Raw genomic sequence first — 23,261 nt, forward strand, 5'->3', positions numbered from 1 at the left:
GCATTGAGCAACTAATTTTGGGTATGACTAATGAAGAATTTGCCGCAATGAAAGCTGCGGACACGCAATTTATAGAAGCTGTTGCCTGTATGTTTTCGGAATTTTGCGTGGAGTTAAAAGGCGAAAAGCTGAACCGTTTTATAGCCACGCCACTCGGCGGCTACTTATGGAAAACAAACCATATTATTTCCGAGATCAACCAGAACCTGGACGATATCAAGTTGGCCGAAACGCTCATAGCAGCTTTTATGCCCAGCGACCAACCGCTGAAAAAAGAAGTTAATGCGGCAGAACTGATTCGCTATCATTATGAAAATTATTTACTGCGGACGACCAAACTCAAAGACCTGACGCTGACGCTGATTAACACGGTCATGCGGCTAGGTCATAAAAAAGGCCTGGGCCTGGAATCGAAGCTGCTTAAAAACCTTGACCCGACCTACGGACAGTTCGAGGTGATCTGGGGGCATATGAACCAGTTGAATGACCATGTCAAACCCTACCGGAACCACCTGGCCCATAGCGGTACGGTACAGCATCAGGACCTGGCCCTGCTCAACGCCCATTACACGTGGGGAATAAAACCTAAAACGATTGCAGAAGAATTCCGGTATGAAAAAGCGATGATCGAGGTTCAGCGGGAACTGATCGAAAAATTTACGGCGCAAACAAAAGCCTATCCCCTCGCCTCGGACCAGGTGCTTAAAATGATCTATCTTTATCTCGCAAAGCCGTTTTTCGATCAAATGGGGGTCCTGGTCGATGAGCATTATCAGCGAAAACCGGTTGGCAATGCCAAACCATAGTTAAACAGACTTTAGTATTTTCACTTTAATTTTTATCTATGAGCCGACTTGACCAGGTTGTTTTTTTTTCAAAAAGTGATGCGATCGGACCGCATATGCTGGGCAAGGCCGAACGCTTGCTGAATCAAACTATGGATTTTTCGGCGCTGGACTTAAACGGCCTGCTGGAATTCCATCATATCCACCAGTACTTTGAACACGGCTTATATCTTTCTTACTGGACGGAGCAACAGATTGCTGCCTATAAGCTTGTGGTCAAAGAAGCATTTGTTGCCTTACGGAAATTCTTCCTGGGCTTGACCGCGGTCGATGTGCTTGCGGAAGTCGGCCAACTGAGCTTTGACAACCGGGAAAATTTCTGGCAGCTTTACCGGTATTTCGAGTTATATAAGAAACATGACCGGTCGGTTTTCACAGCAATATTAGCCGCTAATCCGATTCATATCCGCGATATACTGAGCATAGAAAAACTCGTGGATTTCTATAATCTGGAATTGCGGGCTTTTCTCCTGACCTATGAGGAAAGCGCAGAGCTGCTGCTGAGTCATTACGAACAAAAACATGACCGGCCTAGTCCTTATAACTTTCCTAAAAGCCTTTCCGATGCAGACAGGGAAGCGATCATTGAAGCTTATCTAGGATCGGCAGAGCCGAACCTTAATTATATTGAGCTGGCGAAGAGCGCGCGGACAATCAAACTGTCGCCTAAAGTACGGCTAAAGGCAAAGCGGGTCGCCGCGAGTATAACGTCCGAAGTTCTTACAGACGATAACTCTATAAGGATGGGCGTTGCTGCAAGCCTCTCTGAAAAACAGACCGAGCCGGTAATTTTCGAAAAGGATAAGAATGGCGACACGATTGCTGTTTATGGTGCCGCTTACCTGAATAAACTGCAAACTGAGCAGCAGCTTTTCGGTGTATTCAGCGATCTTTTTCTGTATACCGATGATGAAGGCCTGATCAGCCTGGTCAACAAAGATTCTGAAATGGACACGCTGGAAAAGATCTTTATGCAGGCTAAAAACCAGTACCAAAAGGGGATCTTATTTGAACGTAAAAATATGCTTTCGCTGGCGCAGCTTGGGGTGTTTAGTCATTACTTAAAGCATAGCGGCCGCTCCATTGAGGCCCTTATCGAAAGTTTTGTCCACACTTTCTTTAAAGATCAAACGAGCATGGCAGGCCTTGTTTTCCGGATGCCTGCGCCTGGTCTGGAGCCTGCAGAAAAAATCAGGTTGATTGCACCGGAAATGGACTATTTACTGCGGCAGTTCAAGAACTTTATTTCAGATAGTGCCATTGACCACGAGTTGCTCAGAATGGACTCGGGGCAACTTCATTTCAGTGAATTGCCGAGCTCCGTCGCTAAAAAATATATCTACGCTTCGCATGATACGATACGTTTGCTGCAGCATTGGTTTTTTGACCCGACCAGCATTCTGGCTGATCGGCAAGATGATATGGAGAACCGGCAAACGGTTTTTTACCGCTTGGTTAACCAGCATGTTACGATTGCAGATTTCGAGGACTATCAACTGCCTTATCTTCAACAAATGATTACAGATGGTTTCCTGCGGACAGACGAGGACGGTAAGATCGAAATAGTTGACCCGATGATGGTCTTTATTGCCGGAAAATTGCGCATCAATGGCTGTATTAGCTATTGGCATATTTCAGAGGTTTTCCGGGGCACATTGGATCGACTGGTTGATGAAGGTTTCTTAAAGGTTTCAGACCGCTTATTGACGACTGAGGAGGTGAGCTACCTTAACTATTACCTCAATATGCGCGAGTTCAGCAACGGTAAAGATTTGCGGAATAAATACCTGCATGGTTCGCATGACAGAGAACCGGAACAACAGCAACTCGATTATCTGTATTTTTTAAGGACACTGATCGTGCTCTTGATTAAACTTAGGGATGATCTGATGCTAAAAATGAATCACGCCAATTAGATTTAGGCATTAAAAGCGCCCGTGCTCCCGATGATAAATCGACGGATTTACTGGCCCGCTGATCCTTAAAACCCAAAAGATTAGTAAATTTAATGAATGAACCGAAATCCGCAATTGCCAAAGTCCAGCCGTCAGGAAACTTTAGAGACAATTTCGCGCAATAAACTCGTCCTGCTATTTGATCCGTCGCTATTTGAATTGCGACCGGAAAATCTGCGGGATAAGGGTATCGATATCATTGGTGAGATCAAGCATGACGAAGTGAACACCAATTTCCGTTTTGCGGTGCAACTGAAGTCTACGGAATCGGTTAAGAAACAAAAGGACGGTTCGATCTCTTACCCGATTGAAATCAGCAATCTAAATTATCTCCTCAACTTTGGCCTTCCGAGTTATTATATTTTGTATGACTATCCGTCTGACTGGTTTTATGTCATTTCGGCCGCTGAAGTTTATCGGGAGTTGCAGCAAAAATACCGGCCCGATCAGTTACCCAAAACCTACAAGGTCAAATTCAGGCAATCGTTAGACCACTCTCAATTGGATGCGATCTACAAGGACACGTTCGAGAGCGGGACTTTGTTGAAAAAGCTGAACGTTCATTTGCGATCGGGTGCTAAAAATGAACCGCGGCCCAGGGGTTTGGTCATTGATGAAAAACAGGATGTTTATAGTGTTGAACAAAATATCGCATTTATCGAACAGTTCGGGATCGAATTACTTAACCAGCATCGTTTTTACCAGGTAGTTGAAATTGAACAGCGAACGCATCCTAGGATCAATGCCTCTGCCAGGTTCAATATGATCTGCGGCATCGCTTATTATCATCAGGCCAGTCTGTTTAAGGCGATTGAATTATTAAAACTGGCGGTTAAGGAAATTGACAGTTTGCATCCGGAAGACAGCAATATGTTGTCCTACACAATGCTGCAGGCCAAATACTTGCTGGGATTGGTAGATGAGGCGGCGTTCCGGCAGGAAAAGGCGCGACTGGTGTCCAACGAGCATGCAGGAACATTTTTACAACTCGAAAACCTGACCAATCAATTTTTTGAAAGCAAAGAACCTGACCAGGGCCGGCGGATTAAGGTGTTTTATGAGGAGGCGCTTCGTGTCGTTGCCAAGCATCCCGAATTCCATGAAATACGCGTGGTGGCTTATGCCAAAATATTAAACATGGAAGCGAGCTTGCTATTGCATGAGTTATCCAAAAATGCGTTGACGACACTGGGCCGGAAAGTAGATGTTTACCGCGATGCGCTAACGTCTGACTGGGCCAATTTTAATCAGCAGTTTTTAGGGCAGTTAAAGGAACTGCATGACTACGCGCTGAAACATCAGAACTTTTTAGCCATCAGTAATTTGGCCATGGAGCAAATCGAATGGCAATTCCGTAAAGCCTATCACTATCATGCGTTTAACAATTGGGTTAAAGAACTGCAAGGTTTCAGGGCGGTAGTTTCTGCAGATGACCACGCATCTTTACATGAGCTTCTTATAGCGCTGGAGAAAGTCGCCGAGAATTACGACCGGTTGCAACATCGGGAAAATCAATTCAATTGTCTGCGTTCGCGCTATGAAATTTTTCACTTTTTGAGGGATCAGGACGGAATGGACAAATGCGCAGCAGAAATGGAAAAACTGATTGATACCTATGACTTGAATATATTGTGCAAATCCTTTGAGCAGATGCGGCAGGGCGATATGAGACACCACAAATTTATGATGGATCTGGCCCAGCGAAGGGCGGCTGTCGACCGGGTAGCGATGAACAGCGGCATCACTGAACATCTTTATTGCGACGTAAGCGCTGAAATGAATGAGGTACTCAAACGTAAACCAAAATGGACTTTAACTGAATTGTTGCCGCTGCCTTACCCGGCAGACTAATAGTCGATCTTTAAGTAGCTGATCGGCAACTTCACCTGATTAAAAATGTAGCTGATCGTTTCCAGCTCATTTTCAAAACCTTTATTTGCGTCCGCGATCACCAATTCAATTTCTTCCTTGTAAATTTTTTCCGCATTTTCCGCATAACCGAGTATTTGCCTAAGTCCGGCGAAAGCACACCTGGTGATCAAAAAAACAAAGGCATAATTGGCATACATTTTGATTGTAAATACATGATCCAGTGGTGAAATTGGCAGACACGCAGGCTTGCCAAGCCTGTGCTTTTTTAAGCGTGCGGGTTCGTATCCCGCCTGAAATAAACACTCGACAGAGTTCATTATATATCAAGCCCGAAAGGGCTTTTTTTATGCTTTTGATGCACAGGGTTTTATAGGCTATATTTGCTTTATATTTGTTCTAAACCTGATCTGATGGCCAAAATCCACACGCTTTCAATTACCAATTTCCGAGGCATTAAATCTTTTCATTATGTCTTTGGCTTCAGCAATTTTGTCTGTCTGATAGGACGCGGAGACTCGGGTAAAACCACGATACTGGATGCGATTTCCCTGGTGCTGTCACCCAGTTGGAATTTGTCATTTTATGATACTGATTTTCACGAGACCAACGTAAACGAACCACTCATTATAGAGGCTTCACTTTATGACATCCCTTCAAGCTTGTTAAAGGAAACCAAATACGGGCTTTACATCAGGGGACTGGATAAATCGACGGGCGCAATTCATGACGAAATCGACGATCATCATATTCCGGCTTTGACGATCAGGTTGTTTGTTGAAAAAGATCTGGAACCCAAATGGTATATTATTGACGGCCGGCATGACAACATGGAGATCAGGAGCGCGGACCGGGCGGCTTTAAATGTTTACCTGGTTTCTGAATATCTTGACCGTCATTTTTCCTGGAACAAAGGCAACCCCTTATATGCATTGCTGAAACAGGATGAAATGGAGCGGGAAAAGAAAGACATTTTTATTGACGCGTTTCGCGAAGCCAAAGCGAGAATCGATGAAAGCGATTTTACGCATCTGGAGATGGTAGAGAAACGGATCAAAACCTCGGCACAAAAACTGGGGATTGATATTGAAAATGCAACCACTACCATTGACCTGAAAGATATTATCATCCGGGACGGCCGTATTTGCCTGCATGAAGACAAAATACCTTTCCGGCTTAAAGGTAAAGGCTCAAAACGTTTAATTTCTATAGCCATCCAAATGGAACTGGCAAATAACGGCGGGATACTTTTAGTGGATGAGATTGAACAGGGTTTAGAACCGGATCGGGCGCAGCACCTGGCTAATTTCCTTAAACACAATAATACGGGCCAGGTATTTCTGACTACGCATTCCAGCGCCGTATTAGTGGAACTGGCTGCGGTCGATCTTTATAAAATGGTTCGCGGTGGTACAGGTCTGTTCAAGCTTACGGCAGATCTTCAGGGCCTGGTTAGAAAAAACCCCGAGGCCTTTTTCGCGCGCAGGGTGATGGTCTGCGAGGGTTTAACAGAAATGGGTATATGCCGTGCGCTGAATAACGAGCGCATGGCAAAAAAAGAATTAAGTGCGGCATTAAAGGGCATTAGGGTTGCTAACGGATCAGGCACAACGCTTATCAGCTACGCTTCAGGGCTTCGTCAGGCAGGCTATCCAACTGCCTTATTCTGTGACGCGGATGTTGCCGACATCAATAATCAAAAAGCTGCGCTCCGCGCAACTGGTGTAGAGATCATCGACCCGGAAGATGGTCATTGTATAGAAGCCCAATTATTTAAAGACCTTCCCTGGGCTGGGGTCAGGGAACTGGTGGCGTATCAAGTGAGCAGTAGTGACGAGCAAAGTGTCAAGCAAAGCGTGGCAGCCCAATTTGGGAAAACGCTAAGCGAAAAATGGCTTGAAACCGATTCGGAAGACTTGAGGACCGCCTTGGCTAAAGCTTCCTGTGTAAAAAACAAGGAGTGGTTCAAACGTATGGATCATGGCGAGGAAGTTGGCCGGGTTTGTTTCAAGTACCTATCGTCCATGCCGGACTGCCGCTTGAAAGCGATGTTAACCGCTTTAAATAACTGGTTTGACGCATGATCGATTATGCTGATTTTCTAAAGCGGCCAAAAAGCCTGTTGATCGCACCGGCCGGTTATGGAAAAAGCCATACCATTATCACAGCTTTGCAGCATTGCGGTGAAGGCCGGCAGTTGATTCTCACCCATACACACGCCGGCATTGCCTCGCTGCTGGAAAAGATCAGGGAAGCGAAGATATCATCAAAGTGTTACCACATCGAAACGATCAGCGGTTTTGCACAAAAATATGCTTTTGCATTTTCGCTGCCGTCTGCCATACCAAACCAGCAGGATGAAAATTTCTATCGCTGGGTATTGCGGCGGGCGCAAAAGCTCTTTAAAATGAAACCGGTACAATCTATTTTACGCCATACCTATACCGGATTATTTGTGGATGAGTACCAGGATTGCAGCACCGAACAACACGCGCTGATCGGACTTCTGGCTGATCTGTTTCCTACACGGATTCTCGGTGATCATCTGCAGGGGATCTTTAACTTTAAAGGGCAAACGTTAGTGGATATGGAATGTGCCGAAACGATGAACGGTTACCTGGATGTTTCATTTTCGCTTGAAATCCCGCAACGCTGGCAGCGCGGCAATAATGCTGCATTAGGAGATGACCTGAAGTTGATCCGTGCGCTGCTGTTACAAAAATCGCCCATCGCACTCGCTAACTTTCCTTCGATCATTTTCCACCAGGCCGAAGAAAGAGATTTGTACGATACCAGGTCAGCTTATTACAAACAGATCAACCAATTATTAAATGAAGACAGTTTGCTGATCCTGCATCCGGAAACAACTAGCGTAAACCCTCGGATCGCGTTGAACAAACTGTTTAAAAACCGGCTTGTGATGATCGAATCGATCGATGATAAAGATTTCTATGGATTGGCAAAGACCCTTGACACCCTGACAAGCGAAAACGTCAGCAAAGTGGTGATCGAAATTGCGCACAAACTTTTTAATAAGACGGCGATAGATAATTGGTTTAACGATAAGTCCATAAAAAACAAAACCAAACCTGAAGAGAAGGCGAAAGCCGAACCGATAAAAAGTCTTTTAGCGGAGTTATCATTGCAGCTTTCCCTTCCGGGGGTAGCTAAACTGCTCCGGATGATTTCCGATCTTCCCGGGGTTTCCTGTACCCGTAAAGAGGTGTTGCAATGTTTAATTAAATCTTTGCTAAACGCAGCCGGAGACGACCTTTCGGTCTATGATGCGATGGTATTAGTGAGAAATTCTATTCGCCGGATGGGAAGAAAAGTAAAGGGAAAAAGTTTTGGGACTACGTTGCTTACCAAGGGTCTTGAGTTTGATACCGTAGCCATTCTTAACGCCGGTAAATTCACCGACCCGAAGCATCTATATGTGGCATTGACCCGCGCTTCCAGGAAGTTGGTCATCTTTAATGTCTCTAACGTCCTTACACCGGCCTACTGAGCTTTTTCAGGCTCTTTGATGTAGTACCGCTCAAGGGTGTTTTTTAGCACCTCCATTCCTTCATTATTGACCAGCCTGATCAGTTTACGCCCGTCATAACCGATATCAATTTTTTTGGGCTTGAGTTGACCGCCATTTAGTTCGATGAGGTATTCCCGGCCATCTTTATCAAATTTACCGGAGTTCACAAATGCAGCTTTAACCTTATAATTTTTGTAGTAACCGGTTACAAAATGCTTTTTATAAGAAGGTAAGGTGCGCCCAAAAAACCACTTTAACGTGTTCTTGGTTTCATAATCCCCCTTGGGGATCGTATAGTTTTTCATGCTGCCTTTTAGTTCGATCACAACAATCTCTTTGGTATCCGTAGACCAGATAACCAGGTCATATTCATAATATCTGCCCGGCTCACCGTAATCATCCATTGCGGGTAGTTTAGCGGACTGCTCTATACTGCAAAGCGGGTAAAGCTGACGGAACAATTGATACATGAGCGATTGAAAAAAATCCCCGATCAAATTCTGAAGGTTGTGTTCGTTGCCCGTTGACTCAATCAGGTCAAGGGTCTGGCTGATCGTTTGAACCGGATCGGTTTGCTGTGGCAGCCCGGAATATTCGCCGAGTTTAACCTCAGCGGTATTGTTAATTATTTCGTAAATACTTGTTCCGAAGAATGCGGCCATATTGTAGGTCAGAATACCCAGCGACCGGGCTGTATTAAGAGCCTCCTGTGAAATCTCCTTATATACGACAACCGGAATTATTTTCCGCTCTTTTCGGGTGTGATTCAGCAATACTTGAACCCTTCCGAAAAAACCATCAAAATCAAACAATTCATAGCTCCGTCCAATCACCACGTCAAGGACAACCAATGCCTGTTTGTTGTTTTTTGTACGCCTGGCACCATAGGTCGTGTTAATTCCTGTGGTTTTTGTATAGGCAAAAGCATCCCACACAAAATTATTGTGGATCGCACCGAGTGAGGGTGTCTTTCTGTTCCGGTAAATAACGTGCTCGTTATCGATCAGGTTAAAATTCTCCAAGCTATTCAGGATGTCGTAAAGAAATATTGCATCAATCACCATCAATGCGAAGTGCTTTGCAACAAGGCTTTCTACCTGCGCCTGATCGACGTAATTCGCTACTAAATACTTGACATTGTTGTCATCCTTATGAAAGCTGATCAGCTCGAAATGATTGAGCTCTTCAATGATAGCATCGAGGGTAGGGTTTTTGCTATTGGATGGGGCGAGCTGACTGCTCGTTACTTTTAAAGCCTCGTAATAGGACAAGACACCGCCGCATTTTTTAATCGCTGACAGCAACCGGAAGAGCGGCGGACGGCGTCCACGGGTCAAACCGATCATGTCATCAAAGGTGACGGTCTTATGCGGTAGATAATATACAAACATCCCCTTACCGAAAGATACCGGGCTGCTGGATTGTGCAAAGCCCTTTTCGACAAAGCGTTCTACGATCTTTCGCGCGGCGGCATTGGATTTCTTAAAAGTTTTGACCAGCTTGTCCCTTAATTCATTACCGAAATAATAACGATCATGTTTCCGAAATAGCTGCTGCAGGAAAGTATCAGGATCTTGGTTTAGGTTGGTTGTTTTTGTCACACTGCTCTTATATTATTTTTAATTTCTGATGATATCCTTATTAGCTTATATAGTTATTAAGTAGTAAAGTTAATTTAATTGGATGTTTATCGGATGTTTACTGGACGTTTAGGACGTTTACCGGACGTTTAGCTTTCTCCTTTGTAAATGATATACCGGGTACTTCGACCGGTATTTCCAACTCTTGACAGAATTTTCTGATCAGCCAGCTGCTGTAATTCAGCCGCTGCTACAGATTTACCGATACTATTTAACTGCTGATATTCAGAATTAGTAATCTGCCCTTTATCTTTTACAAATAGTACGGCTGTAACTTGTCGTGCATTCAGCCCCTGTGCGGTCAATGCTTCCTTGTTGAGGTTGTCTTTGCGGAAGATAACACGAAAGCCTCCCTGATCTTCTTCAATAACTGGTTCAGGCAATCCGGCCTCCAGACAGCTGCTGATAATTTTAGTTGTTCCACGACCCCAGGATTCCACATAGCCGGCTTTAAAAAAAACGTTAGCGATGTTAACGTTGCGCGGATAAGAAGAATGACTCCGCTTTAATTTTTCAATGGTTAATTCTTCCGGTAAAGGGCCAGGGTTCCATAATTCCAACCTGTCATCGTAAACATGAAGAAAAGTAAATGTGCTCGAATAATCCTTATGAATAATCGCATTTAAAATAGCTTCTCTCAAAGCCGCTTCCGGATACTCCAAAGGCTCAATTCGTTCCAGTCCTTTATATTCGATAGGGCGTATAAGGTATTTCGACTTGAGTATCTCTACCACTTTGTCTGCCATCGCAAAAAGATTGGTTTCTACGATGTCCTGAAATAACAGATCGTGGGATTCTTTACCAAATCTTCCAATCTTAAAACTACAGGTTGCATTTACGGTTGATGGGTTCTTGCCGAAAAGTAAAATGGCGGCATTAGTCAAATGGCCTTCCTGTTTCAAATTTAAGTTTTCGAGCAGCGTATCCAAGGTCTCACTTTCTGCAGCAGCAGGGATGCGGTCTTTTTGGATGGCCTTAGAGACAAATGTTTTAATAGCCCCCTCATCAAGGTTATCCAACGTAGCTGAAGGAACAGGTATATCTTCCCAGCGTTTGCCATTTTTCTTCAATAGCCAATTTTGAAGCGCAATGCCTTTTAATTCTTGTTTCGTGCTACCACTTCGATAATGAAATACACCTTGAAAAGAAATAGGCACTTGACTTGGCGGTACGACGATTTCGATGTAATATTGACCTTTGTCTTCATGAAGGTTAATATCCACGACTAACCCCAAATGGCTAACTACTTTGTTAGGAATATCTTCCATCAATTTTTTATAGTCAGCAAGTCCTGATACATTACCTTTATCATCAATACCAATATATATTTTACCACCCTGCGCGTTCGCAAACCCGCAAATCCACTTGAGGTATTCATCCCTCCACGACTGCTTATACTCTATATTCTGTTGTTCAGGCATTTGATTCGTAATTGGCAATACAAATATAACCAATAAGAGACTTAAACTGGCGCCGAATGGGTTTCGGAGTGCAGCTAAATACGTATCTTTCTTGAATATTATAAATCCATGAGCGCCGAACATTCTGATCCCTGTGCCTTTTTTGCAGAGCAAAGTCGTTACATATGGAACCGTATTGCATTTTCCAGGGAAATGAATATCCGCATTAGCGAAACGACCGTAACTGAAGAACTCATTTACCAGTTCTATAGGGCCTTTTGGGAAAAAACTGTAGCCGTGAGGATATTTGAGTCAATAGAGGAGTACAGGAATGGCAGCGATCTGGAAATTCTGATCAACACTAACCGCGGATATATCTTGCTTGCCTGTCAGGCCAAAATAACATACCGTACAGGCAATTATCAATCTTTTTGGCATCAGGTGCGCGGCATAGCACAAATTGATCTTGTGAGGGATTATGCGCGCCGTAAAGGCGGTATTGCGCAATACTTGCTGTATAACTTTCTTCCTGATTGGAAAATGAGCCCGGAATGCCTTGCGCTTCCGGAAATTGAAAATTATGGGCTGACGCACATTTCAGCGGACGAAATTTTTGGTATGCGCGCCGAAAGGGAACGCCAGGGAAGAAAGATGTCCGTTCCAAGTTTTAACTCATTGCACCCCGGGCCTGCGCACCCGCTACATATTTTGATCTGCGCTCTTTTGAAAAACAGTGAGCCATTTGATGATTTCTTTCCCGCCACAGATCTAACCAATTTAAACTATTACCCGGAGTCATCCGTAATGGAGAGTAAAGATTGGAGAGAGATGACTCGCCTCGGTCAAATTGGCTTCATAGAACAACCCTACAGCGACGCAATCAAAGAAAGCGCTGCTGAAGAAAAAAGAAAGCGTCCTGGTAATAAAACAATACCCGTATTTAACCCCAAATTCAGGATTGTGATCGGTGGCAATGTGCAGCGCGGAGCAATTTACCGAATTGAATAGTAACTCCTACTTGCTCAACCGATGCCGATCATGGAAAAAGAATGGTTCAACCCTGTGTCTTTATTAAAGCCTGACCTTCAGAGATTAATGGGTCATATAACTGATGGCTTATCTCCCGTTATTCAAAAAGCGATTCTCACATCAAAAATCCGGATTATCTCTGATGACATTCCCGGCCGGTTGATACCCCCGGTCGCCAACTTGATCACCAAAGAAATTATTTTACAGGATGTCTATTTGTCCTTCCTGTGGTGTTGCAGCTATGCTACCGTTGCCTTCAATAATATGTATTATGAAAAAGCAATGCAAGACCGGGATATTGTTACCTTCAGCGATCGCAACGAACTTTCAAAGGTTAACCTAACGTTGTTTTGGGCCCGTTCCCTTACTGAAAAAGCAACTCACTGGCCGGATGAGGCTGCAAGACCGGACAGACCGGATCAATGGACCGATGCAGCCACCAATTTGTTTCAGGCTTGTGTGGCGTATATTCTTTTCCATGAAATTGGGCATTTGCTGCTTCACACTTGCCTGGTGGATGTGCTGGTACCAGGAAGCAAACTGTCTAAAAATAATGTTAAGCGTGTTCATGACGCGGAAAAAGAAGCTGACGAATTTGCATTGCTGCGTTTGATCGCCAATTCTACGCTGGATGATGTATTGCTGATCAAATACCTTGGCGCTGCGTTGGCCCATTTATCGAATTTCTATTTACTTCGGGAAGCGGACACGCGCGGGGACGCCAAACATCCGGACTTAGATAGCCGGCTGCGCTCAGTAATCAAACATGTGAAATTAAACCGCGAGGCTGATCAAATCCAATTTCAAGCGCATCTTTCGGTTGGTTTGCAATTATTCCTGCAGCTCAGTGGTAAACGTGTTGTCCCTGAAAATCCAGCCGATACTAAGTTTGCAGATTTTGGAAGTCTCGAAAAATATCTTTTTGCGTTAATTACGCAGTTTAAGAATTAGCCTTGGTCGGTGATAAAGTTTAAAAATTGTTGGCCGAAATCAGTGACCCACATTCTCAAAAATGGTGTACTGCCGCCAAAAGTGCCGAATCCTTTGTCAATCAAAAGACCCTTTGAGTACAATGTTTGCTTATAATATAAAAATTCCGAATCACTTATTTCGAAATACTCAGCCTTACGGAACGCCTGCCTGTCGGTGATCTCCTGTCGGATTACTTCTGCCTCGCTATCAAATTTACTTTTAGCCTGCTCATAAATCTTTAATTTATCTTCTTTGATGGGATAACTCTGCTTCAATTTTTCAATATTATTTTGTTCCTTTCTGGCGTTCCCCTCAGTTTTCATTAATTCTAACTCAAGCCTGGCATAATCTATTGAAAATTGACCGTGTACAGCCAGTATCCGGATCGCCATCTCGTCAAGAGTTGCGATCAGATCTAAATACGTTTCCGCATTTTCGACACTTTTATGGGGCTCAAAAACGTGCTGGATCAATATATCCCGGTAACGTACATGTTTCTCTTTAGATTTGGTTAGCATAACTCTCCGTACAACGGACTCGAATATGTCACTAAACTCTTCCGTTTTCAAACTCTCGGTGTCAATTTCTGCATGTTCCACAAAGAAATCGGCCAGCATTTCTGCAAACGCGTTAATTCGGTTCTGCTTTACTCGGCTTCTGAAATCAAAAAATATTTCATTAAGTACGCCACCGGCAAAAGGGACAGCGCCGAAAATTGAACGAACAGCGGAAATGCCAGTCTCTTTGATAATTTCTTTTTTCATAGGAACGAAACGAATATGGAAAAATAAACATAGAAATGATACACCAAAAAGTAAAGAAGCGCAGCGTGATGGTTGTCTGTTTGCCATTTGAGGAGACCGTATCACATGATAAATATAACCATGTTAAACCATTTCTTATGTTATCTGCGTGTTACCTGAAAAATGGGCCTTAAGTTTTGTCGTAAAGACTTGACTATCAATGGTAGAGAATATTGGAGTCGAACCGAGAACCTCTCGCATGCCATTCCAAGTGTTTTATGACTCAATAGTAAAATGATTAGAAACTTGAATGTCATTCGGTAATTAATAACGGATAACTATTTATTATCTTACTTCATACTCAGATAACTGTTTAGGGGGAGAATTTAATTTATCTTTAGCTTAAAATGCTAATGAAATATCATAGTTTACCAAGCTCATCTCCTTGATCTTCCGGAAAATCTACATAATTAGACAAGTCTTTAATCATTTTTCGTGCAAACACCGCACCCTCGCTATTGCTGGTCGTGATATCATCATCACCTAAATTGGCTTTGTCCCCATAGATCGCTTTTTTCAATTCCTGCCGCTGATGCAGTTCGTTCATCTTGCCATTCACCTTTTCGACCATCGAATAGTCGGGTGTACCTCGCTGTAGCAGATCAGGAAAGTCTTTATAAGGTGATAGCTTTACATTGATGACTTTTTGCAGCACCTCACCCCACTGAATCACTTCATGTACCGAATACACCGGATTATTCCGGGCCTGCATATCCATCGCCATGGCCAAAAACATTTCAGGCGTGCCTTTCCAGGATGGCCTTAATTTTATGAAACGGAGAATAAAAGACAAGATTCCCATGGCGCGGCTTTTGGCTTTAAACAAATATCCAGAAAAGACCGGCAATTCGAAAGTATATTATGAAAGACCTGGAAGGCACCTATGAAAACAGCTCGATTATCTGGAAATCAGCTTAAAAAGCAAGCTAATTTCCATTAATTCCGCGTTAAGGATCGGCGAGAAAAGCCCGGAGTAAAACGAGGACTTGCAACAAGAGCCTGGCCAACGGCAACGCCCGATTATTTCTTTTTTGAGCTATTCCCTTTGAGATCTTTTCTTAGTGGCGAGAACTTCGGAATCTCAATATCAAAATTGAAAACTTGCGATGGTTGTAATTCGAGGGCTCTGCAAACTTCCATTACATGACTTACGGAAATATTATTTTTTCCACGTACTATTCTATATACCTGACTATAGCTAAAGTTTGTTCGGTCTTGGATATCTTCTAATGTTATTCCTTTGTTTTGAGAGGCAGCCCACAATTTTTCCCTGACTTTACTAAGGGAATCTCTGTCTATATATTGTGGAGGCATTAAGCAAAGGGAGTGCAAAATGCCATCTTTTATTATTCCAAATTTGGAATAATCTGCACTTATAGTTAAGTTTGATTTGGTATGAATTAATTTTCTTACGCTATTTAAGTAGGTCGAAGTCCATACTGAATTTTATATTATTTATTATTGCAGCTTCTTAGTTGTAAAGAATAAGAGCTGCTAACGAGCCTCGCCGCGAAATCTGGTAAATTAAGTACGCGATGGTAAGTGTAGTTCCGTAACCCTATATCAATAGGGCCGGAGCTCGCTTATGTCATGTGTACATCCTCGAATGAGGACGGCTTACCAGAGCCTCGCGACATGACAGGTGGGTTCCGGCCTTATTTGCTTTAACCCGCTGACAGAGGCTTTCATTTTTAAATGTTAGCACATGGCGGGCCTCAGTTCACTTACCGATAATGAATTACTCCGACTGCTCGGGCAAGACGACCACAACGCCTATTCCGAAATTTACCACCGTTACTTTCACCTGATCTATGTCCATGCTTTCAAAAAAATTCAGGATAGCGAGCAAGCGAAGGACGTAGCCCAGGATGTATTCACCTACCTCTGGTTCAAGCGGGAGAAATCTTCGGAAATAAAGGATTTAGCAGCCTACTTATTCACTTCCGCCCGCAATAAAATCTTCGACCTTTTTGCTCATGAGCAGGTAGCGCAAAAACATATTGATTCCCTGCAGGCATTTTATAGTAAAAACCCTATCCATCCGACCGACCATCAAACCCGTGAAAGGGACTTCCAGGCCTATATCGATAAGCAGATCGCGGAGCTGCCGCCGAAAATGCGCGTGATCTTTGAACTGAGCCGCAAAGAACAACTTTCTTACAAAGAAATTGCGGATCAGCTGGATACAACAGAAAATAATGTATCGAAGCAAGTGAACAAAGCAGTGAGAGTACTGCGTACTAAATTAGGCTCGTTATTTTCCCTTCTTGTATGAAGGGCGGCGTTAACGCCCCAATTAAGCACCAAAAAAGACCCTATCAAGAAGACATGCCGTATCTCTCAGGCGTCACATTTGCATTGCAGCCATATTATCGTTGCCGTTCTTAAAGATCATCTCACTGTTCAACAGATACGCGCCGTTCGTGACCACGACATCTCCCGCATTTAAACCAGACAGTACCTGTACGTAACTTTGATTTTCAGTACCGGTTATTATCATTTTTGGTGAAAAGCTACCATCCCTGTTTTTAAGCCACACTTTGCTGCCTTTTCCATCTGTAAGCACAGCGGAGGCTGCTACCGCCAGGGAACGGCTGCCGCCCTTTGCGATGGAGATATAGGCCAGCATACCGGGCCTGATCAATCCCTGCGGATTCGGAATGCTGATCCTGATCAGGTTTATTTTCGATGCATCCGACAATTCTGGGTTAATAAACTCCACCTTGCCGGTCAACACCTGCCCGTTCAAGTCAGGAAAAGCCACGCTCACCGGGTCATTTACCTTATAGCCACCGGTCTCACCGGCGTAAAGCTGGGCTTCCACCCACAAGCTGTTTAATGCCTGCGTTTTCAGGATGGTCATACCCTCGGTGATATAATCACCCTCATGAACCAGGATGTCGCTTATCGTCCCGCTTACCTTACTCAATAGCGTTGTGGTGGCTGAAGTCTTTCCCGAAGCCGCCAAGTTTTTGATCTGCGCGGGTGTCAGGCCCCATAATTGCAGCTTGCTTTCCGCGCTGCTGATCAACTGGTCGTAATCCACGTCGGGATTGTGCAGCACTTTTTGCTGCTGCCTGGCCAATAGGTATTCCTTTTCAGCTTCCTGTAAGTCTTCGCTGTATAGGGTATAAACCGGCTGTCCCGCAGCGATCTTTACACCTACTGCCCTGATGAATAATTGCTGTATCCGTCCGGCTGTTCTCGCGCTGAGTTCCGTTGCTTTCGTTTCATCCGTCACGACCGTTCCGGTCAAAGTTCTTTCCAGCCCGGTATAGGCTTCCCGAACCGTATCGGTCTGAATGTTGGCCAGTTGTAATTGCGTAGCAGTTAGGGTGATCTTATCCGTAGCTTTATCATCACTGCCGGATAATTCCACCTTAATCAGCTTCATACCGCAAATGGGACAATTGCCCGGATGCTCTTCATGTATCTGCGGATGCATAGAGCAGGTATAGTAAGCTTTGTTTTGTGTTTGTACTGTCGCTTGCAGAGGTTTTTGCTTACAAGCGGCAAAGGCCAGCACTAACAACAATAACCCAATAATGATCTTATTCATTTCCTTTCGTTTTAATAAAACTTTCGCTGTCGGTTAAGTATTCTGCGTGGCTTGCCAGGCTATCCGTTGCAGATAAACCTTTGGTAATTTGGATTTGGCTGCCATTGGTTAAACCGGCGCTGACTTGCCGGGCCTCAAATGCGCCGCCTTTTTTTAACCAGACGATCTTTGTCCGGCCAAGATCCGTTAGCGCAGACCGGGGAATCCAAAGGCCCTTTGCTTCTCCCGTTTGTATTTCAGCTTTGACCAGGCTGCCTACTTTCATGCCGTGCTGGTGATTATTCAGATAAACGCGCACCGATAGGGAACGGTCCCCAGCCTGCAATACCGGCTCGATAAAATCGATCTTGCCGTTCATTTGCATATCCGCATCATCAATCTTAATCGTTACCGGCTGGCCCAGCCTGACGCCATTGACATCAGCTTGCTGGATCTTCAATATGGCCCAAAGCCGGTGCGGGTCAACTACATTAAACAGGGTCTGGCCTTTTTCGACGTACATGCCCTCTTTAACCGCTAAAGGTTGGTTCCTGCTCAGATCCGGCGGCATCTTTGTATCCGCTGCGCCCGGCATCTGGCTATGCGGCATATCATGCACATGGCCTTCGTAAGGACTAAACACCGGCAGGCTATAAAAAGCTTTGCCCGTCTTCAGCACTTGCGCCACCTGCGTACCTGTCATACCCAATAACAGCAATTTCTGTTTGGCGGAATTGACCAACCCGGTTTCCTGCGGCGAGTTCCTGCTCACAAAGATCAGATCCTGCTGCGCCGTAACCAGCTCAGGGCTGTAGATATCAAACATGCGCTGGCCGCGGTGGATTTCCTGGAAAGCGTATTTGATATACAATTTTTCGATACGGCCCGAAAAACGGGCAGCGATATTGTTAAAGGTACGTGTGTCAAAATCCAGGTAGCCGTTTGCCGAAACGGTTGCCGGTAATGTTTTTTGTTCAGGTAAGATGGCTTCAACGGTTGAGATCACCGAAGCATTCACCGGCTGTAAGACCGTATGCAGACTAATGCCCGCACCCTCGCTGGCCTGGCCGTTTTTTTTAACCAGGGTCATTCCACAAATAGGACAATTACCTGGGTGATCTTCCAGTATTTGCGAGTGCATCGGGCAGGTATATTTTGCCGCGCTTTGAACCTGTGCGACAGCGGGTTTATTTTTATGATCGGAACAGGCCGTGATCAGCGCTATGCCGAACAACAGGGCCGCTGTTAGTATTTTAATGTTGCTCATTCTCTTTTTCATAAGCCACCTGTAGGGTTAAAAGTTCCTGTAAACGATCCAAGGCTTCCATCCGGGCTGCCTGTAAATCTTTGATGCCCGTCAATACTGACGGCAGATCGCCGGTGTTCTGGTCGTAAGCCTGTAAAGCAGATTTATAGCTGTTTTGAAAGGCCGGAATGATGTTTTGCTGATAATTATTGACCTGCCGTTTCTTGCTGTGCATGTCGGCCCGGATGCCGGCTAAAGCACCTGCTGCCTGGTTCAGCATATCCAGTTTTTTCTGTTGCAGTTCCGCCACCTCGTATTGTATGCCTTTCAGGTTGGCCTTGTATTCTTTGGAAGACCAGGGAGCAACAGGTATAGTCACCGAAGCCATGAGAATATATTGATTGGCGTTGCCGCCGTAGCTGAACATGTGCCCGGCCTGTAAGCCAAAATCCGGCTTACGTTTGCTGTATTCCATTTGGGCATTTAAGGCCTGCAAGTCCAAATTACGGCTGATCGCTTTAATGTCGCTGCGGCCAGCGGCAAGGGCAGCCGTATCGGTTAGCGCGCTTTCATAATCTTTCACCGCAACATTGGTATCCACCGCAAAAACGGTAGCCTTGTCGCGGTTCATCAGGGTATTGAGCAGGATGTTTTTCCGGCTGATCTCGTTATGGAGCTGTTCGCGGGTATTTTCCAATTCAAATAACTCCGCCTTGGCCTTGTAAATATTGGGCAGCTTTTCCTTGCCATAGGTCAGCCGGATATTCGCGTCCTTGAGCATATATTCCAGTAAGCCCTGCGTGTTTTGCAGCAAGGTCAGTTTCCTTTCCAGTACCACCCGTTCGTAATAAGCTTGCTTGGCCTGTGCGATCAGCTGATTTTTTAGATAGTTCTTATCCTCAGCGGTTACTTTGGACTGCCCCTGCATATAAGCTTGTTTGGCTTTCAGCTTGGCGGGGTTGGTAAACATTTGTTCGGCCTGCACCATAAACGCGCCGGTATTGGGGCTTAATTGGTAAGGCGTCTGGTATTGCCCGGCGCTGATCTTTGGCGCATCCAGGCTTTTTGCGCCGGTCGCATAGGCATCCTGCGCCTGGGCTTTGGCATCATAAGCCTGCAAGGCCGGGTTGTTGCCCACACGGGCTAAAACGCTGTCTAAGGGTAAACGCTGAGCTTTAGCAGATAAAGCCGCAAAGCAAATAAATGCGGTAAGTATGATTTGATCTCTTGTTTTCATTATTCCTTTACCTCCAATATTTCCAGTTTGCCATGTTTCCTGAGTTCGTATTCCTTAACCATTAAAAAGATCAGCGGGGTAACCAGTAGGATATGGGTGGAAGAAGTTAAAACGCCGCCGATCATCGGCAGCACGATAGGCCGCATCACATCGCTGCCGGTACCAGCTGCCCAAAGCACCGGTACCAAACCGAACAGGGCCACGCAAACCGTCATCAGCTTTGGCCGCAGTCGTTTGACCGCGCCGTTCATGACGTATTCCCGCAGGTCTTCCCGTGTGATCGTTTCTTTACTGTTGCCTCTAAGCGCCACCAATTGCTGCATGGCATCGTTCAGGTAAATCACCATCACGATACCGGTTTCAACCGCTATCCCAAACAGAGCGATAAAACCCACAGCCACCGCAACTGACAGGTGAACACCGAAGAAATAAACCATATAGGCACCGCCGATCAGCGCAAATGGAATAGAGATCAGGCTGAAGAATGCTTCGCGGATAGAGTGAAAAGCAAAATACAAGCAGGCAAAAATGATGATCAATACAATAGGCAATATCAGCTTTAAGGTATGCTCCGCACGTATGAGGTTCTCGTATTGCCCGCTCCATTCGATATAGTAACCTTTGGGCAAGGTTTTGACCAGCGTATTTAATTTATCCTGTGCCTCTTTAACCGTGCTGCCCAGATCCCGGTCGCGCACATTAAACAGCACAGTTCCCCGCAATAGCGCGTTTTCCGACTGGATCATGGCCGGACCATCACTGATCCTGATATCCGCCACTGATGATAAAGGAATCGGTCCGTTATTTGGCGTTTGCACTAAGGTACGCTTGATCGCTTCCAGGTTATTGCGGCAATCCTGCGCCAAACGCGCGTTAACGCTGAACCGCTGCCTGCCCTCGACCGTAGTGGTTAAATTCATACCGCCCAACGCACTTTCTACGACCTCGTTCACCTCATCCACGCTCAAACCGTAGCGGCCTATGGCATCCTTATTCACCTGAATATCCAGGTATTTGCCGCCGGTGATCGGGTCAACATACAGATCCTTTACACCATTTAACCCGGTCAACGCCTGCTTCATCCGGTTGGAAAGCGCATTGATCGTGTCTAAATTCTGGCCGTAAACTTTCAGCCCCACATCGGTACGGATGCCGGTGGAAAGCATATTGATGCGATTGATGATGGGCTGCGTCCAGCCGTTCACTACGCCGGGTATTTGCAGCTTGGCATTCAGCTCATTGATGATATCCTCTTTTTTTAAGCCCTTGCGCCATTGATCTTTGGGCTTTAACAGGATGATCGTTTCGGTCATGCTGATGGGTGAATTGTCGGTAGCGGTATTGGCACGCCCGGCCTTGCCTAATACATTGGCCACTTCGGGTACGCTTTTAATGATCTTATCCTGAACCTGCAGCAACTGCTTGGCTTCGGCATTAGAAACATCCGGTTGGGTGACCGGCATAAACAGGATCGTGCCCTCGTCCAACGGCGGCATAAATTCGCTGCCTAAAGAAAGCATCAGCGGTATGCTGATGAGCAAAGCGACGATATTGATCGCCAGCGTGGTTTTACGCCAGGTAACACACCAATTAAGTATCGGGCGATAAATTCTTTCCAGCCCCCGGTTCAGCGGATTATGGTCGTCCGTTCTTAGCTTCCCTTTCAGGAAAAAGGAGATCAGCACGGGCGCTAAGGTTACCGCCAATATCGCGTCTATGGCCAGTATAAACGTTTTTGTCCAGGCTAATGGGCCGAACAATTTGCCCTCTTGCCCTTCCAACAGGAATACCGGCAGGAAAGAGGCAACGATGATCAGCGTGGAGAAGAACACGCCACGGCCAACCTGCTTGCAGGATGCTTCTATAATTTTTATTCTTTCTATCGTGGTCATGACTTTTCTTTTTGTTGTGCGATGGATAAATTCCGGTGTGAGTTTTCCACCATGACGATACCATTATCTACGATCACCCCGATAGCTAGCGCAATGCCTGTTAAGGACATAATATTGGATGATATACCAAATGCATTTAATAGGATAAAGCTGGCGGCTATGGTAATGGGAATTTGGATAATGATGCTTAACGCGCTGCGCCAGCTAAAAAGGAACAGGATAACAATGATGGAAACCGTGATCATTTCCTCGATCAGCGTATGCTTTACGGAGTTCACCGCGTTCTCGATCAGCTCGCTGCGGTCATAGGCAATATTGAAGCTAACCCCGGCAGGTAATCCCTTTTTAATATCGGCCATTTTATCCTTAACCGCATGGATCACCTTATCCGCGTTTTCGCCATAGCGCATCACCACGATACCGCCAACGGCCTCGCCATTGCCGTTCCGGTCAAAGATGCCCAGGCGCTCATCGCCGCCCATTTGTACGGTAGCCACGTCCTTTATCCTCACCGGGTTGGTATTAATCACGCCAACCGGGATGTTTTCTACATCCGTTAAGCTTTTGATATAACCAAGACCACGAACAATATAACCGGTGCCGTTCATTTCAAACTTACGTCCGCCTACATCATTGTTATTGCTTTTGATAGATTTAAGTACCTGTGACAAGGAAATATTATAGTAGTTCAATTTATGCGGGTCGATGGTAACCTGGTATTGTTTTTCAAAGCCGCCGAAGGAAGCAACCTCGCTTACGCCCGGCACGGTTTGCAAACCCAGCTTCACATACCAATCCTGTAAAGCCCTTTGTTCACCCAGGTTCATGCCTTTCGCATCCAAAGTGTACCAAAGAATATGGCCGACACCTGTACCATCAGGCCCCAATGTTGGTGTAATACCCGGCGGCAATAAACGCTGCGCATAATTCAGCCGTTCCAATACCCGGCTCCTTGCCCAATACACATCGGCTTTATCTTCAAATACGATATACACAAAGCTCATCCCGAACATGGAAGTTGCGCGGATGGCCTTTACTTTGGGAATGCCTTGCAGGTTGCTCACCAGCGGGTAAGTCACCTGGTCTTCCATGATCTGAGGGCTGCGCCCTTGCCATTCGGTAAATACGATCACCTGATTATCCGACAGGTCGGGTATGGCATCAATAGGGTTGTCTTTAACCGCGTAGGCTCCCCATGCAAAAAGGGCAACCGCGATCAGCAGAACGATATACCTATTTTTTAAAGACAGGGTAATCAATTGGTTAATCATCTTAATTGCTTTAATCCTCCCCTTCGCTAATAGCA

At 45.2% G+C, this 23,261-nt stretch carries 19 protein-coding genes; 8 read left to right on the forward strand and 11 right to left on the reverse strand.

What is annotated here, in order from left to right; genetic code table 11:
• The first annotated feature begins 23 nt into the window (after nt 1–23).
• The 3 genes from BMX50_RS06795 (at nt 24) to BMX50_RS06805 (ending at nt 4,651) form a co-directional block, all read left to right on the forward strand.
• A complete protein-coding gene (locus BMX50_RS06795) occupies nt 24–806 on the forward strand; it encodes a Cthe_2314 family HEPN domain-containing protein (protein WP_091209480.1) in 783 nt (260 codons plus the stop codon).
• 38 nt (nt 807–844) lie between these two features.
• Nucleotides 845–2,761 carry a hypothetical protein gene (locus BMX50_RS06800; protein ID WP_091209482.1) on the forward strand — a complete coding sequence of 639 codons (1,917 nt, stop codon included), beginning with the start codon at nt 845–847 and terminating at the stop codon, nt 2,759–2,761.
• Nucleotides 2,762–2,857: 96 nt separating this feature from the next.
• Complete coding sequence (locus BMX50_RS06805; RefSeq protein ID WP_091209484.1) at nt 2,858–4,651, forward strand: DUF4365 domain-containing protein; 1,794 nt, start codon at nt 2,858–2,860, stop codon at nt 4,649–4,651.
• Here the strand turns inward: BMX50_RS06805 and BMX50_RS34470 are convergent.
• On the reverse strand, nt 4,648–4,989 hold the full coding sequence (locus BMX50_RS34470) for a hypothetical protein (RefSeq protein ID WP_167667832.1): 342 nt from the start codon (nt 4,987–4,989) through the stop codon (nt 4,648–4,650). The genes BMX50_RS06805 and BMX50_RS34470 overlap by 4 nt on opposite strands.
• Before the next feature lie 93 nt (nt 4,990–5,082).
• Between BMX50_RS34470 and BMX50_RS06820 the strand changes: the two genes are divergently transcribed.
• Together BMX50_RS06820 and BMX50_RS06825 are read left to right on the forward strand one after the other, a co-directional pair.
• Complete coding sequence (locus BMX50_RS06820) at nt 5,083–6,753, forward strand: ATP-dependent nuclease (RefSeq protein ID WP_091209488.1); 1,671 nt, start codon at nt 5,083–5,085, stop codon at nt 6,751–6,753.
• The gene (locus BMX50_RS06825) at nt 6,750–8,177 is read left to right on the forward strand and encodes a UvrD-helicase domain-containing protein (protein ID WP_091209490.1); all 1,428 of its coding nucleotides are present in this window, start codon (nt 6,750–6,752) and stop codon (nt 8,175–8,177) included. The genes BMX50_RS06820 and BMX50_RS06825 overlap by 4 nt, the downstream gene beginning before the upstream one ends.
• Here the strand turns inward: BMX50_RS06825 and BMX50_RS06830 are convergent.
• On the reverse strand, nt 8,171–9,799 hold the full coding sequence (locus tag BMX50_RS06830) for a hypothetical protein (RefSeq protein WP_091209492.1): 1,629 nt from the start codon (nt 9,797–9,799) through the stop codon (nt 8,171–8,173). The two genes, BMX50_RS06825 and BMX50_RS06830, sit on opposite strands and share 7 nt — an antisense overlap.
• 128 nt (nt 9,800–9,927) lie before the next feature.
• Nucleotides 9,928–11,259: an ATP-binding protein gene (locus BMX50_RS06835; protein ID WP_091210338.1), complete on the reverse strand. Its 1,332-nt coding sequence runs from the start codon at nt 11,257–11,259 to the stop codon at nt 9,928–9,930.
• A gap of 108 nt (nt 11,260–11,367) precedes the next feature.
• On the opposite strand from BMX50_RS06835, the gene BMX50_RS06840 reads away from it, so the two are divergent.
• Nucleotides 11,368–12,246: a hypothetical protein gene (locus BMX50_RS06840; protein ID WP_091209495.1), complete on the forward strand. Its 879-nt coding sequence runs from the start codon at nt 11,368–11,370 to the stop codon at nt 12,244–12,246.
• A gap of 30 nt (nt 12,247–12,276) precedes the next feature.
• A complete protein-coding gene (locus tag BMX50_RS06845) occupies nt 12,277–13,218 on the forward strand; it encodes a phage exclusion protein Lit family protein (RefSeq protein ID WP_167667833.1) in 942 nt (313 codons plus the stop codon).
• Here the strand turns inward: BMX50_RS06845 and BMX50_RS06850 are convergent.
• From BMX50_RS06850 to BMX50_RS06860, 3 genes are all read right to left on the reverse strand, one after another.
• Nucleotides 13,215–14,090 carry a hypothetical protein gene (locus BMX50_RS06850; RefSeq protein WP_167667834.1) on the reverse strand — a complete coding sequence of 292 codons (876 nt, stop codon included), beginning with the start codon at nt 14,088–14,090 and terminating at the stop codon, nt 13,215–13,217. The two genes, BMX50_RS06845 and BMX50_RS06850, sit on opposite strands and share 4 nt — an antisense overlap.
• Nucleotides 14,091–14,403: 313 nt before the next feature.
• Entirely contained in the window at nt 14,404–14,844 is a 441-nt protein-coding gene (locus tag BMX50_RS06855; protein WP_091209501.1) for a hypothetical protein, read from the reverse strand.
• Nucleotides 14,845–15,062: 218 nt separating this feature from the next.
• Complete coding sequence (locus BMX50_RS06860) at nt 15,063–15,356, reverse strand: helix-turn-helix domain-containing protein (protein ID WP_091209503.1); 294 nt, start codon at nt 15,354–15,356, stop codon at nt 15,063–15,065.
• Between the two features lie 391 nt (nt 15,357–15,747).
• Here BMX50_RS06860 and BMX50_RS06865 point away from each other — a divergent pair, with 391 nt between their 5' ends.
• Nucleotides 15,748–16,317 (forward strand): RNA polymerase sigma factor, encoded by a 570-nt coding sequence (locus tag BMX50_RS06865; RefSeq protein WP_091209505.1) that lies wholly within the window; start codon nt 15,748–15,750, stop codon nt 16,315–16,317.
• A gap of 72 nt (nt 16,318–16,389) precedes the next feature.
• Here BMX50_RS06865 and BMX50_RS06870 read toward each other — a convergent pair whose 3' ends face one another.
• From BMX50_RS06870 to BMX50_RS06890, 5 genes are read right to left on the reverse strand one after another with little or no spacing between them, the layout of a single operon-like run.
• Entirely contained in the window at nt 16,390–17,601 is a 1,212-nt protein-coding gene (locus BMX50_RS06870; RefSeq protein WP_091209507.1) for an efflux RND transporter periplasmic adaptor subunit, read from the reverse strand.
• The gene (locus BMX50_RS06875) at nt 17,594–18,859 is read right to left on the reverse strand and encodes a heavy metal-binding domain-containing protein (protein WP_091209509.1); all 1,266 of its coding nucleotides are present in this window, start codon (nt 18,857–18,859) and stop codon (nt 17,594–17,596) included. The genes BMX50_RS06870 and BMX50_RS06875 overlap by 8 nt, the downstream gene beginning before the upstream one ends.
• Nucleotides 18,834–20,063 carry a TolC family protein gene (locus BMX50_RS06880; protein WP_091209511.1) on the reverse strand — a complete coding sequence of 410 codons (1,230 nt, stop codon included), beginning with the start codon at nt 20,061–20,063 and terminating at the stop codon, nt 18,834–18,836. Before BMX50_RS06880 ends, BMX50_RS06875 begins: the two co-directional genes overlap by 26 nt.
• Nucleotides 20,063–21,955 carry an efflux RND transporter permease subunit gene (locus BMX50_RS06885; RefSeq protein ID WP_091209513.1) on the reverse strand — a complete coding sequence of 631 codons (1,893 nt, stop codon included), beginning with the start codon at nt 21,953–21,955 and terminating at the stop codon, nt 20,063–20,065. The genes BMX50_RS06880 and BMX50_RS06885 overlap by 1 nt, the downstream gene beginning before the upstream one ends.
• Nucleotides 21,952–23,226: an efflux RND transporter permease subunit gene (locus BMX50_RS06890; RefSeq protein ID WP_091209515.1), complete on the reverse strand. Its 1,275-nt coding sequence runs from the start codon at nt 23,224–23,226 to the stop codon at nt 21,952–21,954. Before BMX50_RS06890 ends, BMX50_RS06885 begins: the two co-directional genes overlap by 4 nt.
• Between the last annotated feature and the right edge of the window lie 35 nt (nt 23,227–23,261).

This window comes from Mucilaginibacter gossypiicola (assembly GCF_900110105.1).
Lineage (GTDB): Bacteria > Bacteroidota > Bacteroidia > Sphingobacteriales > Sphingobacteriaceae > Mucilaginibacter > Mucilaginibacter gossypiicola.